Genomic DNA, 16290 nt, shown 5'->3' with positions numbered 1-16290 from the left:
CAATATACCCCACTTTATATTTTGCTTTAACCTTGCAGCCAAATGCAAGAGTTCAACATATTTTTATCCTATTATGGTATTACCCATCAATAGAAGCAATGAAACAAGTTTAGATTGACATCTGCCAATGAAAATGGAAAGATAAAGTTACGAATACTGAAAGGGTGACGGAATGAATTTATCAGAGAAAACAGTTGAAAATGTAGAGTATATGATTGAACAAATAAAAGAAAAATTAAAGGTATTAAATCTCGGAGCCATTAAACCATCACACTTTGATGAAGAAATGTACGAAGAACTAAAAGAAATTTATGAGATGGTGATGAAAAAACCTTCCTTTAGCCCTAACGAAATGCAAGCTTTGGTGGAGGAATTAGGAAACCTTCGCAAAAATAAATAAAACAGATCTCGAGGGATCTGTTTTTTTATTTTTACTGTTCAGTTAAAATAATCGGACCATTCTTGGTGATAGCAATGGTGTGCTCATATTGAGCAGAATATTTACCATCAATCGTCCTGGCTGTCCAGCCATTACTATCCATTTTTGTTTGATACATGCCAATATTAACCATTGGCTCAATAGTAAATACCATACCTTCTTTTATTCTAGGTCCTTTTCCAGGCAGCCCGTAATGTGGTACATCGGGTTTTTCATGAATGACGGCACCTATTCCATGACCAATAAAATCACGAACAACGGATAAGCCTTCTCCTTCTACATAGGTTTGAATAGCATGACCGATGTCTCCAATCCTATTTCCAGGGACAGCCTGCTCAATTCCTTTATAAAGCGCCTCTTTTGTAACCTTTAATAAATGCTCAGTTTCCTTAGATAGGTTCCCAACAGCATAGGACCATGCTGAATCCGCTAATCCTCCATTATAATTGACGACCATATCTACGGTGACGATATCGCCTTCCTTTAATGGTTCCTTTCTTGGAAACCCATGGCATACTTCGTCGTTAATACTCGCACAAGTGGCGTATTCATAGCCCTTATAGCCCTTTTGCTGTGGAGTGGCATTGTGTTTTAAAAGGTAATCATCAACAAATTCATCAATCTCCCAAGTTGTTATACCTGGTTTAATCATTTTTGCAATTTCTTTATGGCATGAAGCAAGAATTTCCCCTGCTTTTTTCATTGCTTCGATTTCCCGCTGTGATTTAAGAACAATCATGATCTTCCCAACCTTTTTATATTATTTTTATGTATTCTTACAGAATTGGAAACACACTTTAATATTATAGCTATGCTATCATTTTTTCAAAAAATTATCATTTTAAGAAATATTTTTGTCATTATAGGCCGTTCTTAATATGGAACTTTCCCTGCATTTCTGATAAAATTATTATAGTAATAATAAAAACTAGGTGTGTGAGCCCATGATAGGTGATCGTGTAAAGAAACTACGGTTAGAAAAAAAGATGTCATTATCAGAACTTGCCGAGCAAGCAGGGGTTGCTAAATCTTATTTAAGCTCTCTGGAAAGAAACCTGCAAAGAAATCCATCTATTCAATTCCTTGAAAAGATATCTTCTGTATTAAATGTTCCTGTTGATCATTTAATACATGAACACATTAATAAAGAAGAATTAGATAGTGATTGGATGAGCATTGTAAAAGAAGCGATGGATTCAGGTGTCTCAAAAGAACAATTTCGCGATTTTATTGAATTCAATAAGTGGCGAATTGGCCAAAACAATAATAATGAATAATAAAAGAACAAAGCATACTACCTTGTTTGTTGTAGTATGCTTTGTTCTTTTATGTATCTTAGCGATTCTTTAGGACTACCTCTTTGACTTCGTTCTGATGGAGAAAATTTAGGATTGTTTCCTTTGAAATCCCCGCCTCTTTTGCCTCTAAAATAAGAGCTAACCATTCGGCGTCGATACCATTATTCAAACTATCAGCTATTGCCACTCACATTCACTCCCAAAATACATATTCGTATTCCAGGCAGCCCGGCCATCATAGTAAAATCTGTACCTTAGATCCTCGGCTTTGCGTCCCCATTTTTCAATAGGTTTGCCCTTTTCTGCTCCTTATTGCCCATAAACCTTTGATTATTCAGTATATTTGGTGTACAAGTTTTCCTGATTCATAATGACTAAGTTCATTATACCTAGTACTTTTTTAGTAACGTGTTGTATTTTGTCAAAAATTTCATTTTTTTGAACCTTTTTTTCACACAAATTATTCCAATTTTCTACAAAATACCCTTAAAGTATCATGGATAGTGACTAAAGTTTCCAAATCAAGTGGAAATTTATTGGAAAATAGACAGAGTTACAGTCGAAAATAGTTTTTTTACCTAGGGAAGGAATTTGTAAATGAGATGAAAAGACTAGAAGAAACTGTGAAATTTGTCTATTTTGTGACAGTTGACTTCACCTATAAACACCATTACAATATACTAAATATTACAAATATTCAAATAATGGCGGTGAATCTTATCAATGACAACCATTCATGTGTTGAATTACGCTATTCCGATTGTCTTTATTGTATTTTTTGGTTACCTACTTGATCGTATATGCAAACCTGCGGAGTCTGATGAAAAAATAGAAGGTGAATAATACACTAACCTTCTCGTCTTCACTCATAAATTTCCTTCGTTTGGGAATGATACATTCGAAGACGAAAGGAGTGTTTAATTTGGCACGTGGAGAACATTTTAACCATAAAAAGAAAGGTCATCCTGGAGATTTACCAAAAGATAACTTAGTTGAGAGACACTCAAAGGATGCCATTGGAGACGAAGAGTTTATTGTGGTACAAGAAGCATTTAAAAATCGAGTTGAAACGAAAGACGTAGAATAAAAGGCGTGAATTTCACGCCTTTTTTGTTTACTTAACATTATCAAATTTTTGAATGAGTTTTCCTAAGTCCAATTCTTTTAGACCTTCTGCGGCCCTTTCGATATCTTTAGAAAAGATTCGATCCTTTTTTATGGAAGGAACAAGCTCCCTCCCCTTCTCATACACCTTCCTGGTCTGGCTGGCCATTTTTTCTACTCCGCGAATTTCAACCGCCTGCATGGCACAAATTAGTTCAATCGCCAGTACTCTTCGAGCATTCTGGATAATTTGATACGCATGTCTAGAGGCTATGGTTCCCATACTCACATGGTCTTCTTGATTTGCAGAAGAGGGAATGGAATCAACACTTGCAGGGTGAGCAAGTGTTTTATTTTCTGATACTAGTGACGCCGCGGCGTATTGCATAATCATTGCACCAGACTGCAAACCTGGCTCAGGACTTAAGAAAGGCGGCAGATCATTCAACTGTGGATTTACTAATCTCTCAATCCGTCTTTCAGAAATATTCGCAAGCTCGGCAACTGCAATTTTCATAAAGTCCATTGCAAAAGCAATCGGCTGTCCATGAAAATTACCGCCCGAAATAACCTTTTCCCCGTCATCGAATATTAATGGATTATCCGTTGCAGCGTTCATTTCAATTTCCAATTTTTCCTTTACATAATCAAGTGCCTGCCAGGAAGCACCATGAACCTGTGGAATACACCTTAATGAGTAAGCATCTTGGACACGGTATTCCCCTTGGACCGTCATTAATAAACTGTCACTTACGTAGCGGCGGATCCGTGCTGCCGTATCAATCTGCTGCTGGTAGCCTCTTGCTAAATGGACTTCCTCAGCAAACGCATCAATGATTCCGTTCAACCCTTCAAGAGTCATCGCTGCGATCAGTTCACTTTCATATGCCAGCTGCTCTGCCTCTAAATACCCAACAACACCCATTGCTGTCATCGCCTGTGTACCATTTATTAATGCAAGACCTTCTTTTGCTTCTAAGGTAATTGGTTGAATCCCCTCAATTTGCAGGGCATGAATGGAATCCATCCGTGTTCCTTTATAAAAAACCTCTCCCTCACCAATCAACACTAATGCTAAATGGGAGAGCGGGGCTAAATCCCCACTTGCACCAAGTGATCCTTGCTGCGGAATAACCGGGTTAATATCTTTATTCACCAGCTCTAATAAACTGTCGATAACAATCGGCCTGACCCCTGAAAACCCTTTTAAAAGTGCGTTTGCTCGTAAAAGAACCATTGCCTTCGAAACGATTTCCGGAAAAGGCTCACCCACTCCGCAAGCATGGGAGCGGATTAAATTAAGCTGCAAATCCCTTACATGATCCTTATTAATTAGTAAATCACTGAACTTTCCAAACCCAGTATTAATTCCGTAGACCACTTTGTTCTCAGAAACGATTTTCTCAACTGCTTCACGGCTCTTTTTTACAAGATCCATACTTTTCTCCGAAGCAAAAACCTTTTCCTTACGAAATAAAATCTCTTTCATTTGTTCCAACGTTAAACTTTGACCTGTTAGCATAATCATATTTCTCACCTCTACCACTTTAATAGAATAAAGAAAGAGGCTGGATTCCAATTCGATTAGATTTGGAGTCCAGCCTCTTTTTTAAATAATAAATCAGTTTGTGTTTTTGGATGCAGCATTGGTTATCATTCCATTCGATAATTTCTATTAGTTCAATAATTATTGTATGTGATAAAAAGCTTGATTGTCAACATAATTGTCAGAATTTTAGCACGATATCACTTTAGCGAGATAATATATGAAAGGTTGCCTCTGTTTACAATTAAAGGGGTCCGTTTTGAGGTGATTTTCTTAAAATACCCGTCGAAATGACAGTCGTATTGGCTAGCGTTATTGGTATGAGTAACCAGCAAAAAGTAAAATAAACGGAAATTTTCCGGTTAGCTGCAAAATGGAGCTCGTTTCGGGGTAAATAAGCGGAGGTTTTCCGCTTATTCCAAGCAAAATCCCTCATTTTCGAATTTTCCGAGCCAATAGGCGGAATTTCTGATTGAGTCCATATAATTGTGTAAAAAGAAAATGAGTCAAATTAACTCCTCATGGTTACAATGTTAACGGCGAAGAAAACAATGTGGAGGAATTAATTATGACTCAAATACAGTTTAACCTAAATATCAATGATTTAAAAGATTCCGTTATGAACTCTGATATAGACGCTGTGATCAAAGCGTCTATCGTCTTGGTTTTGAATTCTGTGATGGAAAAAGAACGGGATGATTTTTTAAAAGCTGGTTCCTACGAACGTTCCATTGAACGTCGTGACTATCGAAATGGCTACTATGAACGTGATTTATTATTAAGTATTGGAAAAATAACTTTAAGAGTACCTAGAACGCGTAACGGTGATTTTTCGCCATCAGTATTTGAAAGGTATGCACGTTGTGATCAAGCATTTGTCCTCTCTATGCTTGAAATGGTTGTGAATGGGGTTTCCACCCGGAAAGTAAAGAATGTTGTCCAACAGTTATGTGGGGAAACTGTCTCAAAATCGTTCGTTTCCTCTCTAACAGAAAAGCTTGACCCAGTTGTTAATCAGTGGGCTAATAGGCCAATTAATACGATGTATTATCCCTATATTTTTGCAGATGCCATGTATATTAAAGTGAGAGAACATCACCGAGTGGTTTCTAAAGCAGTTTATATTGCAACTGCAATTAATGAAAACAATGACAGAGAAATTCTTGGCTTAAAAGTGGACCACTCTGAAAGCTATGAAGCTTGGCAAAGATTTTTCCAACACTTACAATCACGCGGTTTACAATCGCCAAAATTAATCATTTCTGATGCACATAAGGGCCTAAAAAAGGCAATTGGCAGTGAGTTTGTGGGAACCACTTGGCAACGCTGCACGGTACATTTCAAACGAAATATTTTTAATAAATTGCCGAAAAAAGATATGGAAGAAGTGAAATTAGGTTTAAAAAGGATTTTCGAGGGATTGAAAATTGAGGATGCTCGGAGATTTAAAGAGGAGTTTTTGAATCAATTTGGTGATAATCCAAAGCTACAAAATGCAATAGATATATTAGAAGATGGCTTCGAAGATGCCATTCAATATTTCAATGAACCTCAGAAATATCATCAATTTATTCGTAGTACAAATTCATTGGAGCGGTTAAATCAAGAAGTAAGAAGAAGGGAAAGAGTGATCCGTATTTTTCCTAATACACAATCTGCGTTCAGATTAATTGGAGCGGTCTTAATCGACTTAGCCGAAGAACAAACTACGAGAAAAGTAGTGCAAGAAAAACAATAGGCGCGAAGCGCGCGAAATTTTGATGTTTTGGAAGGGGGGTACCCCCCTTCCAAAACATCAAAATTCTATACTCCTGTTAAACATTGTAATGATGAGGTAATGAATTTACACAATAACATGGACTTGACTGAATTTCTCCGTCTATTTGAAGCTCTTTTTAATACTAATTACGAATTAAGCGGAATTTCTCCGTTTATTTAATAACTCAGGTGCTCAACCTGATCCCCCAACCGATAAGTGCGTACGTCTTTTAAATGAATACACCCAAAAACGGAACCCTTTGTTTACAATATGGGCTTTATATACAAACTAGTATATAGAGCCCAATTTTCTACAGGGGATTGTTATTGATTTTCCTTACTTCAAATTCAACTTCTTTAAGGCATCTGCCAAAGCTGTATTAATCGGTTCTTCTTCCTTGTTTTGGTTTTTCAGATACTTTTGCACCGTACGTTTATCTACTTTACCACCAGATTCTTTTTTGCGACGTGCTTCAAATGCGGATAATTTTTCACGATGTCCACATTTACATGCAAAGACTTGGCCCTCACCTTCACCACGCAATTCCAGTTTTTTATGGCATTGTGGGCATCGCGCATTTGTGACGCGCGAAACGTTTTTACGATGTCCACACTCACGGTCTTGGCAAACAAGCATTTTACCTTTTTTCCCATTTACTTCAAGCATTGGTTTTCCGCAGTCCGGACAACTTTTTGTAGAGATATTGTCGTGCTTATACTTTTTATTACTCGCTTTAATTTCAGCAACAATTTCTTTTGTGTACTTTTTCATTTCACTGATAAAAACATCTTTTTTCAACTTGCCTTTGGCAATTTGATCAAGCTTTTGCTCCCACTCAGCAGTCAATGCAGGAGATTTTAGTTCTTCAGGTACCAAATCTAACAATTGGCGCCCTTTAGAAGTTAGGTAAATGTCTTTGCCTCGCTTTTCGAGTAGAAATGAATTGAAAAGCTTGTCAATAATATCAGCGCGTGTAGCCACAGTTCCTAACCCGCCAGTTGATTTTAATGTCTCTGCCAGTTGTTTATCATTGGTTTCCATATATTTCGTTGGATTTTCCATTGCCGTCAGTAATGTTGCCTCATTAAAACGGGCAGGAGGACTCGTTTGACCAGATGTTTGCGCGATTAATTTCAGGTTAAGGATATCGCCTTTTTCGATACGTGGCAATATCTGTTCCTTTAGATCGTCTGCTCCATCTTCGTCTTCAAAGCGATTCTGGTATACTTCTTTCCATCCAGATGATAAAATCGTTTTTCCCCTTGCAACAAAGTTCTCCTCCCCGATTTTTGCACGAAGCGTAAGCTGCTCATACTCAAATGCTGGGAATAACACGGCTAAGAATCGTTTTATCACTAAGTCATATATTTTCCGCTCTTTATCTGTGAAGGCTGAGAAGTTGACATAACCTTCTGTTGGAATAATCGCATGGTGATCGGATACTTTGCTGTCATCTACAAATGATTTTGAAACTTTTATTGGCTTGCTTAAAATCTTATTTGTTAACGGACGATACTCTCCTACTCCACATGCTCTCAAACGTTCTGCAAGCGTTCCTACAATATCTGAAGAAAGGTAACGTGAGTCTGTACGAGGATAAGTTAAAACTTTATGCTGCTCGTATAGTTTTTGCATGATATTTAACGTTTCCTTAGCAGAATACCCAAAAATTTTATTCGCATCGCGCTGTAGTTCGGTTAGATCATAAAGCCCAGGAGAAAAGGATTTTTTCTGTTTTTTCTCAATTTCTTTTATTAAGGCGTTTTGTTTGCCAAGTTTTTTCACAATCGCGTCGACTTTCTCTTTATCAAAGCTTCGGCTATTTCCGCTTGCGTCCTGCCATGTCAATTTTAAATTCTCTGAGGTTTGCGCTTCGATTCCGTAAAAGTTTAGAGGTTTGAAGTTTTTTATTTCATCCTCACGTGCTGCAATGATTGCAACCGTTGGGGTTTGAACCCTTCCGCAGTTTAGCTGGGCATTAAAACGAGTTGTTAATGCACGGGTTGCATTCAGACCGATATACCAATCCGCTTCTGACCGCGCAACAGCAGATGCAAATAAATTTTCATAGGCTTTGCCGGGCTTCAGGTTGGCAAAGCCATCTTTAATTGCTTTATCCGTAACGGAAGATATCCATAGACGTTTTGTAGGTTTATTAACCTTTGCCTTAGCCATTATCCATCTAGCAACTAGTTCTCCCTCACGGCCACTATCTGTTGCAATAACAATCTCCCCGACATCAGAGCGTTGCAGTTGGCTTTTCACAGCATGAAACTGCTTACTCGTTTGCTTAATGACAACAAGTTTTAACTCGTTTGGAAGCATCGGTAAATCTTCTATTTTCCAGGTTTTATACTTATCGTCATACACTTCCGGATCTGCAAGGGTAACTAAATGTCCTAGTGCCCATGTAATAATATATTTATCTCCTTCTAAAAAACCGTTTCCTTTTTTATGACAATTCAATACTCGTGCTAGATCACGAGCGACAGAAGGTTTTTCTGCTATAACTACACTTTTTTTCATTAATAAACATCCTTTCAGTGAACCATTGAATAATAATATAGCATATTATGACTTGATTTACAGAAATGCATTGCTTAAACCAAGCTTTGAAAGTTAGGACTAAATACCGGATAGGTACATTCATTTTTACCTATCTTTTTTTCTTGTATTTATCTCTTTGGTGATAGTATGATGGAAAAGCGCTATCATACATATTGGCTCCGGAGGTACACATGAGGATTAGAGATTGGGATCCTAACTTAAAGGTTCGCTTATTTAGCGAAGCCATGATGAACATTACGTTTTGGATGTTCTTTCCGTTTTTAACTATTTATTTTGCAGACGAATTCGGTAAAAGTAAAGCCGGTTTTTTGTTGGTATTTTCACAGATATTTTCAGTCCTCGCGAACCTAATGGGTGGCTACTGCGCCGATCGTTTCGGGCGTAAACGGATGATGGTTCTTTCTGCTTTTGGCCAAGGCCTTTCTTTCTTAGCTTTTGCTGTGGCAAGTTCTCCTTGGCTTCAATCACCTTGGTTGGGATTTATCTCGTTCACCATTGCTGGCGTTTTTGGTTCGTTTTATTGGCCAGCCAGTCAAGCCATGGTGGCAGATGTCGTTGACGAAAAGGATAGAAGCAATGTATTTGCCATTTTCTACACCTCGATAAACATTGCGGTCGTGATTGGTCCAATTTTGGGTGCCATTTTTTACGTCAACTATCGTTTTGAAACGTTACTGTTTGCTGGTATTGTTTGTATATTACTAGGCTTAATCTTAGCAAAATGGACTAGGGAAACAGCACCGTTACAAAAGGCCGATCCCTTGGAAGCTGAAGGTAAATGGTATTATTTCCTACAAAACCAGCTGAAGGATTACACCTTAATCATAAAAGATAAAACCTTCCTTCTTTTTATCATTGCGGGTGTCTTAGCTAATCAAACATTTATGCAGTTGGATTTATTATTTCCTGTTTATATGAAAGATGTAATCGACCTTCAAACTCTGTTTTCAATTGGAGACTGGTCATTTACTGTTAAAGGAGAGCAAGCCTTTGGAATTGTGCTTGCTGAAAATGGCTTTCTTGTAGCTTTATTAACGGTTGTCATTACAAAATGGATGGGTAAGTATAAAGAACGGAGTGTATTTGTTTTTTCCTCGGTTATTTATGCAATTTCGATTGTCCTCTTTAGCCAAACTCATTGGATTTGGGGATTTATCATCGCGATGGCGGTGTTTACTTTTGCTGAGTTAATGGGGGCTGGCATTCAACAAAGCTTTGTTTCGAAGCTTGCACCTGAGCATATGCGGGGACAATATTTTGCTGCTGCGAGCTTACGTTTTACAATCAGCCGAACCATTGCTCCATTATCAATCCCACTGACCGTTTTGATTGGGTATGAGTGGACATTTTTCGTTTTATGCCTTTTGGCGCTTGCAAGTGCTGGATTGTATTGGCTCATGTTTTATTCCTTTGAAAAGAAAACTGCATTGGATCCTCATTAGGATCCTTTTTTTGTTCAAAAAATTGTCAATAAATTGTGCTGAATCGTTCACATTTTAGATGTTTACTATTATAATTAATTTGTAATCGTTTTCTAATATAAGGATGGTGATATTAATGGAATTATCCCAATTTATGTCCCCCACTTCATGGTCTGGTTTTATTACATTTTTAGTAATTTTTTCAGCGGGTGTTTATTTTAATATAAAAGTATATGGCAGCAAATTAGAGTAGAGATGTACATCCCTACTTATTTTTTTACCTAATTTCAAAGGGAACAACGGTAAACTGTTATCAGTTTCTTTTTAACATTAAAAGGGCTAAAATTAAAAAGGTAGATTCTGAAAAAGGGAGACTAAACTATGAGTGAATTTCAAAGAAACCTTGAGAAATATGCAGAGCTTGCTATTAAAGTGGGTGTAAATATTCAAAAGGGGCAAATTTTGGTTGTAAATGCGACCATAGACGCAGCAGAATTTGTCCGTCATGTTGTGAAAAGTGCCTATAAGGCAGGTGCAGATAACGTGGTAGTTAACTGGACCGACGATGTTGTATCCAGAACAAAATATGAATTAGCACCAGATCATGCTTTTACTACATATCCTGTATGGCGTGCAAAGGAAATGGAAGACTTTGTTGACCAAGGGGCGGCTTTTATGGCGATTGTTTCTTCCAGCCCAGACTTATTAAAAGGAGTTAATCCAGAACGTATTTCTAATTTCCAAAAAGCTGCAGGGACGGCGCTGGCAAAATATCGTCAAGCAGCACAATCGGATAAAGTCAGCTGGACAGTAATTGCTGCTCCATCTCCTGAATGGGCTAGAAAGGTATTCCCTGACGCACCAAGTGATCAACAAGTTTCATTACTTTGGGACGCCATCTTCAAAGCTGTTCGTGTCGATACTGAAAATCCTGTTGAGGCTTGGAAGAAGCACGATGAAACCTTACATGAAAAGGTTAACTATTTAAATGAAAAACGCTATCAAAAGCTTCACTATACCGCGCCAGGAACTGACTTAACCATCGAACTCCCGCATAACCATCTTTGGGTTGGGGCTGGCAGTATAAATGAAAAAGGCTTTGAATTTATGGCGAATATGCCAACAGAAGAAGTCTTCACTGTTCCTCATCGCGATGGTGTTAACGGTACAGTCGCAAGTACGAAGCCATTAAGCTATGGCGGAAATATTATTGACCGTTTCTCCATAACCTTTGAAAATGGAAGAATTGTTGATTATAAGGCTGAAGAAGGTGAAGAGTTCTTAAAGCGTTTAGTTGAAACGGATGAAGGCTCACATTATCTTGGTGAAGTAGCTCTCGTTCCTTTCAACTCACCAATTTCACAATCTGATGTACTGTTCTATAATACTTTGTTTGATGAAAATGCCTCAAACCACTTAGCAATCGGAAGCGCTTATGCGTTCTGTATTGAAGGCGGTAAGAAAATGTCCGCTGAAGAACTAAAAGAAAATGGTCTTAATGATAGTATTACACATGTTGATTTCATGATAGGCTCTCAAGATATGGACATTGATGGCATTAAAGCCGATGGCACAAGCGAACCGGTATTTAGAAAAGGCAATTGGGCATTTTAATGGTATAATAAATGGAGCAGCTTCTGAATTGGAAGCTGTTCTTTGCTGATTACATGAGGATTTGGAGGTTTTTTTATGTTAAATGAGTTTAAGAAGTTTGCCATGAGAGGGAATGTGATTGATCTCGCTGTTGGGGTTGTCATTGGCGGAGCATTCGGGAAGATTGTTTCCTCACTGGTTGCAGATATTATTATGCCAATCGTTGCCATGCTCGTGGGAAGGGTTAGTGTTGCGGATTTAGCGTTTGGGGAAGTAAGATATGGGGTATTTCTACAATCGATAATCGATTTCTTAATCATTGCATTCTCTATATTTATGTTTATTAGATTCCTTTCTCGTTTTAAAAAGAAAGAAGAAGAAGTTAAAGTGGTGGTTCAAATTGACAAGAAAGAGGAACTACTTGCTGAAATACGAGATTTATTGAAAGCAGAAAAAGATTTTTCTAGATAAATGAAACATCTTGACCTTTCCTTCGTATATTCTAGATATAAACTATTTTCGAGGTGAAGAAAAATTGTATACTCAAACATCTACTGAATTTTTGCCTTCTGTTATTCGGACATTTGCTCTTTCTTTAGCCATCGCCTTCGTTGGGACCATGGCAGGAACCTTTGTACCACCGGCATTATTTTTACCATTAGCAATCCTTGAATTTGTTTTGTTGATGATCGCCTTTTTCTTTAGACGTAAAAAAGCCATTTCTTATACTTTCTTATATATCTTCACATTCATTTCAGGGATTACGTTATATCCAATTGTTTCTTATTATGCAATGACGGCTGGAGCAAATGTGGTCTTGATGGCTTTCGGAACTACCACTGTCGTGTTTACTGGAGTAGCCATTTATGCAACAGTGTCAAAACGAAATTTCTCCTTTTTAGGCGGATTCCTGCTAGCAGCCTTACTTGCGTTAGTTGCCATTTCTATTTTTAATATTTTCATGCCGCTAAGCTCAACAGGTATGCTTGCATTCTCTTTTATTGGCGTATTGGTTTTTAGTGGTTATGTGTTATTTGATTTCAACCGTATGAAGCATTATGGAGTAAGTGCTGAAGAGGTTCCTTTGATGGCATTAAATCTTTACTTAGACTTTATCAATCTGTTTGTTAGTATTTTGAGGATTTTTGGAATTCTTTCATCTAAGGATTAATAATAGAAGCCGGGAGTTCTCTCCCGGCTTTTTATTGTGCAAAGGGTTGGATTCGTTCTAACTTCCTTAATTATTTTTTTGAATAAGCCCTCGCATAAATATAGATACACCTATTTTTTTGCAAATACTTAAGTAATGCATGAGTGCTAATAAGACGGAGCCTGTATTCATCGCAATAATCACGCCGTCCACCCTCCATTCGGGACGCGAGGCAAGGAGAATGATGATAGCAAAGGTAACAATCGTCGACCAAATACCATGAATAAACGTTTCCTTGATTAGTCCTAATCCAATTAAAAATGCCTGCATCGGCATGACAAAAAAATGAAAGAGAAAGAATGGCCATAGCATTTGTAAAAAAACAGCTGCAGTAGATGAGGTAAAGAATATTGATGTAAGAGGCTGGGCAAAAAGATAGAATACCACTACTGCTGGGACCCCATATAGGAAAGTCAGTGTCATTACCTGTGTCAGCATTTTTTGCAGTGTCGAGTAATCTCTCATCGAGTAGGTTTTAGAAACAGCTGGAATTAAGACAGTCATTAAGGAATGAGCAATAAATGCTGGGAAAAATCCAATTGAAACTGCAACCCCCATTAGCATGCCAAAATGCTCGGTTGCGATCGTTTCAGAAAGACCAGACTTGACCAATGCAGCCTTGATTAGAAAGGGTTGTATCGCCCCTGTGAATGCAGAGAATAATCGTAATCCGGTGGTTGGGACAGAGACAGCCATTAAATTTTTCCGAACAGCCTTACGATTTAAATTTGAAAAGGGCATTCGTTTTAGCTGCTGGAATTGAATAATTAACATGTAGCATAAATAAAGAAATACAGCAATTTCACTTCCAATAAAGGAGGCGATTGCAATGAGTACCGAGGCTTCTGAATCAAATTGGAAGAAACGAAATAATGCGAATAACAGCACTAGCTGAATAGATTTTCTTATGAAGTTTGCAATGGCAATCTTACCCATGTGATGCCTGCCCATGAAATAACCGCGAGCTACAGAGGTAAAGGAAATAACCGGAACAAGCAGAATTATGAGCCAGCGGGTATAGGGATGGTATCCATCAAAAACTGAAATAAATGGAATGAGAACCATAGCAAACACCAGCAGAATACATGTAAAAATAATGGTTATTGTAATTGCATGATAAAGGATATTCCGATGAAACTTTTCCTCTTTTTCGGCAACAAACTTTGATATTGAAACTGGCAGCTCAAAGCTCGATAACAGGACTAAGAGATAAATAGATGGAAGGATTGACATATATAAACCTAATCCATGCTTGCCCAATTCTTTCGCTAGAATTAAATTAACTAAGAACTCAACACCTTCCCCTAAAAAGGCGGATAGGGCTAAAAATAAAATACCTTTGTAAAAGATAGCCATTACGAACTCCCCTTTAAAACAATCTCGCTTTTATAAGCTATGAGACAAGTTCTAAGATTAGTAGGGAATTTTAGAAACTAAACATTAAAATAAGCGAACAGTGCAATTCCGTTCGCTGCATGAAAAACTATTTATATTCAAAATTCCACTTCGAACAGTACATTCTTGGTAAATTTTTTGACTGCAACACAAAAACTGGATGAATTTCCAGTATGGTATTTTTCCACACACCATTAATTTTTGCGAAGTTACTCATATCTAGTTTATCCGTCTTATTTGATTAGAACGTCTAAAAAGATTTTATGATGTAGTCTGTTCTTTTCTTATTGTTTTTAATCGCTTCATAGTATCTCTTGTATATTTTCCAAAGTGGTCATATAATGCCGAATATTCACTGTACAAACGATCATATATTTCTTTATTTTCTGGAATTGGATAGTACACCTTATCATCCAATTTCCCCATTACTTTGCCTGCTTCAAAGACATCGTCATAACCGCCTCGATCTGAACCGGCTGCAACAGCACCAAATATTGCACTAGCTAGAGCTGGAGCTTGTGAGGATCCACCGATTTTAACCGGCATATCAAGTACATCGGCATAAATTTGCATCATTAAGGAGTTTTTCCGGGCGATTCCTCCAGCAGCAAAAAATTCATTCACTGGTACACCATTATCCCTAAAAGTTTCAACAATTTTCCTCGTACCATATGCAGCTGATTCGAGTAATGCGCGATAAATTTCTTCCGGTTTTGTTTGAAGTGTCATTCCAACAATCAAACCAGTTAAATCAACATCTACCAAAGTTGAACGGTTGCCATTCCACCAGTCCAAAGCTACTAATCCATTTTCACCTGCATGTAACTGTTGTGCTTTTCTTGTCAAATATTCATATATACCAATTTCTTCATGATGAGCCAGTTTATAATACTCTGCACTTACGCAGTTATCGACAAACCAGCCAAACGTGTCACCAACACAATTCTGACCTGCTTCATATCCGTAAAATCCTGGGCATATACCATCTTCTACAACTCCACAAATACCTGGTACTAACTGTTCTTCCTCGCTAAGGATTAAATGACAACTTGAGGTACCAATGATATTCAGCATTTTACCTGGGCCATCAATTTTAAGTGCTGGGAAGCATACATGGGCATCTGCATGGCCAATTGCTACTGCTGTGCCGACAGTTAACCCGGTCATGTCAGCTGCCCTTTCGGTTATTTCCCCTGCTTTTTCTCCAAGAGGAGTAATTGGCATATTAAGCTTTTCTTCAACAACATTTTCTAAACGGGGATCGAGTTCTTTAAAGAATTCCGGGTCTGGATAACCATCCTGCTTATGCCAAATAGCCTTATAACCTGCCGTACAGGCATTACGTGTATGGTTACCTGTTAGTTGCCAAACCACCCAGTCTGCCGCTTCAATAAAATAATCGGTTTCTTCATAAATATGTGGGGCCTCATCTAAAATTTGCCATACCTTAGGAAATAACCATTCAGAGGAAATTTTTCCTCCATAGCGATCAAGCCATTTCTGCTGATCCATTTTTAAGGCTATCTCATTTAATTGATCTGCCTTATCTTGAGCTGCATGGTGTTTCCATAATTTCACATACGCATGTGGTTCATCTTTATATTCATTCAAAAAGCAAAGCGGGGTTCCATCTGATTTAATAGGAATGATTGTACATGCTGTAAAATCAATGCCTATTCCTATTATATCGTCAGGAGAAACACCGGCTTCTCCTATAACATTCGGTATCGTGGTCGAAAGTACATCGAGGTAGTCTTTTGGGTGCTGTAATGCCCAATCCCGAGGAAGTTTCTTCCCACTTGGTAAAGAATTATCCATAACTGCATGCTTATACTCTAAGGTACTAATCGCTAATTCTTCTCCTGTGTTCACATCAACAAGAATGGCACGCCCAGACAACGTACCAAAATCAATTCCTATTGTATATTTTGACATGAATCATACCTCCAAGCTAAAT

14 protein-coding genes and 1 riboswitch are annotated in these 16290 nt (G+C 37.8%); of the genes, 8 read left to right on the top strand and 6 right to left on the bottom strand.

The features are described from left to right. Positions 1–172: 172 nt before the first annotated feature. A complete protein-coding gene (locus tag QFZ28_RS26670) occupies positions 173–400 on the top strand; it encodes a DUF1128 domain-containing protein (protein WP_307197648.1) in 228 nt (75 codons plus the stop codon). A 31-nt stretch (positions 401–431) separates the two neighbouring features. Here QFZ28_RS26670 and map read toward each other — a convergent pair whose 3' ends face one another. After that, complete coding sequence (gene map / locus QFZ28_RS26665; protein ID WP_307197647.1) at positions 432–1178, bottom strand: type I methionyl aminopeptidase; 747 nt, start codon at positions 1176–1178, stop codon at positions 432–434. Positions 1179–1383: 205 nt separating this feature from the next. Here map and QFZ28_RS26660 point away from each other — a divergent pair, with 205 nt between their 5' ends. Further along, positions 1384–1716, top strand: a complete 333-nt coding sequence (locus QFZ28_RS26660) for a helix-turn-helix domain-containing protein (protein WP_307197646.1) — start codon at positions 1384–1386, stop codon at positions 1714–1716. A gap of 58 nt (positions 1717–1774) precedes the next feature. On the opposite strand, the gene QFZ28_RS26655 is transcribed toward QFZ28_RS26660, so the two are convergent. Further along, positions 1775–1924, bottom strand: coding sequence for an anti-repressor SinI family protein (locus QFZ28_RS26655; RefSeq protein ID WP_307197645.1), 150 nt, complete (start codon positions 1922–1924; stop codon positions 1775–1777). A gap of 32 nt (positions 1925–1956) precedes the next feature. Further along, positions 1957–2044, bottom strand: a riboswitch (cyclic di-GMP riboswitch). A 615-nt stretch (positions 2045–2659) separates the two neighbouring features. On the opposite strand from QFZ28_RS26655, the gene QFZ28_RS26650 reads away from it, so the two are divergent. Further along, complete coding sequence (locus tag QFZ28_RS26650) at positions 2660–2824, top strand: hypothetical protein (protein WP_307197644.1); 165 nt, start codon at positions 2660–2662, stop codon at positions 2822–2824. A 27-nt stretch (positions 2825–2851) separates the two neighbouring features. On the opposite strand, the gene hutH is transcribed toward QFZ28_RS26650, so the two are convergent. Beyond that, the gene (gene hutH, locus QFZ28_RS26645; protein WP_307197643.1) at positions 2852–4369 is read right to left on the bottom strand and encodes a histidine ammonia-lyase; all 1518 of its coding nucleotides are present in this window, start codon (positions 4367–4369) and stop codon (positions 2852–2854) included. Positions 4370–4955: 586 nt separating this feature from the next. Here hutH and QFZ28_RS26640 point away from each other — a divergent pair. After that, positions 4956–6125 (top strand): IS256 family transposase, encoded by a 1170-nt coding sequence (locus QFZ28_RS26640; RefSeq protein WP_307195258.1) that lies wholly within the window; start codon positions 4956–4958, stop codon positions 6123–6125. A 357-nt stretch (positions 6126–6482) separates the two neighbouring features. Here the strand turns inward: QFZ28_RS26640 and QFZ28_RS26635 are convergent, their stop codons facing one another. Then, entirely contained in the window at positions 6483–8672 is a 2190-nt protein-coding gene (locus QFZ28_RS26635; RefSeq protein WP_307197642.1) for a DNA topoisomerase III, read from the bottom strand. A gap of 212 nt (positions 8673–8884) precedes the next feature. Between QFZ28_RS26635 and QFZ28_RS26630 the strand changes: the two genes are divergently transcribed. From QFZ28_RS26630 to QFZ28_RS26615, 4 genes are all read left to right on the top strand, one after another. Next, positions 8885–10156, top strand: coding sequence for an MDR family MFS transporter (locus tag QFZ28_RS26630; RefSeq protein ID WP_307197641.1), 1272 nt, complete (start codon positions 8885–8887; stop codon positions 10154–10156). 360 nt (positions 10157–10516) lie between these two features. Continuing rightward, complete coding sequence (locus tag QFZ28_RS26625; RefSeq protein ID WP_307197640.1) at positions 10517–11749, top strand: aminopeptidase; 1233 nt, start codon at positions 10517–10519, stop codon at positions 11747–11749. Between the two features lie 75 nt (positions 11750–11824). Further along, complete coding sequence (gene mscL / locus QFZ28_RS26620; protein WP_307197639.1) at positions 11825–12199, top strand: large conductance mechanosensitive channel protein MscL; 375 nt, start codon at positions 11825–11827, stop codon at positions 12197–12199. Positions 12200–12263: 64 nt separating this feature from the next. Further along, the gene (locus QFZ28_RS26615) at positions 12264–12899 is read left to right on the top strand and encodes a Bax inhibitor-1/YccA family protein (RefSeq protein WP_307197638.1); all 636 of its coding nucleotides are present in this window, start codon (positions 12264–12266) and stop codon (positions 12897–12899) included. 66 nt (positions 12900–12965) lie between these two features. Here the strand turns inward: QFZ28_RS26615 and QFZ28_RS26610 are convergent, their stop codons facing one another. Continuing rightward, positions 12966–14294 (bottom strand): oligosaccharide flippase family protein, encoded by a 1329-nt coding sequence (locus QFZ28_RS26610; protein ID WP_307197637.1) that lies wholly within the window; start codon positions 14292–14294, stop codon positions 12966–12968. A gap of 300 nt (positions 14295–14594) precedes the next feature. Beyond that, the gene (gene araB, locus QFZ28_RS26605; RefSeq protein WP_307197636.1) at positions 14595–16268 is read right to left on the bottom strand and encodes a ribulokinase; all 1674 of its coding nucleotides are present in this window, start codon (positions 16266–16268) and stop codon (positions 14595–14597) included. Between the last annotated feature and the right edge of the window lie 22 nt (positions 16269–16290).

Source organism: Neobacillus niacini (assembly GCF_030817695.1).
GTDB lineage: Bacteria > Bacillota > Bacilli > Bacillales > Cytobacillaceae > Neobacillus > Neobacillus niacini_F.
Note: the sequence above shows the minus strand (reverse complement) of the source record. Positions and strands in the feature narration are given on the sequence as shown.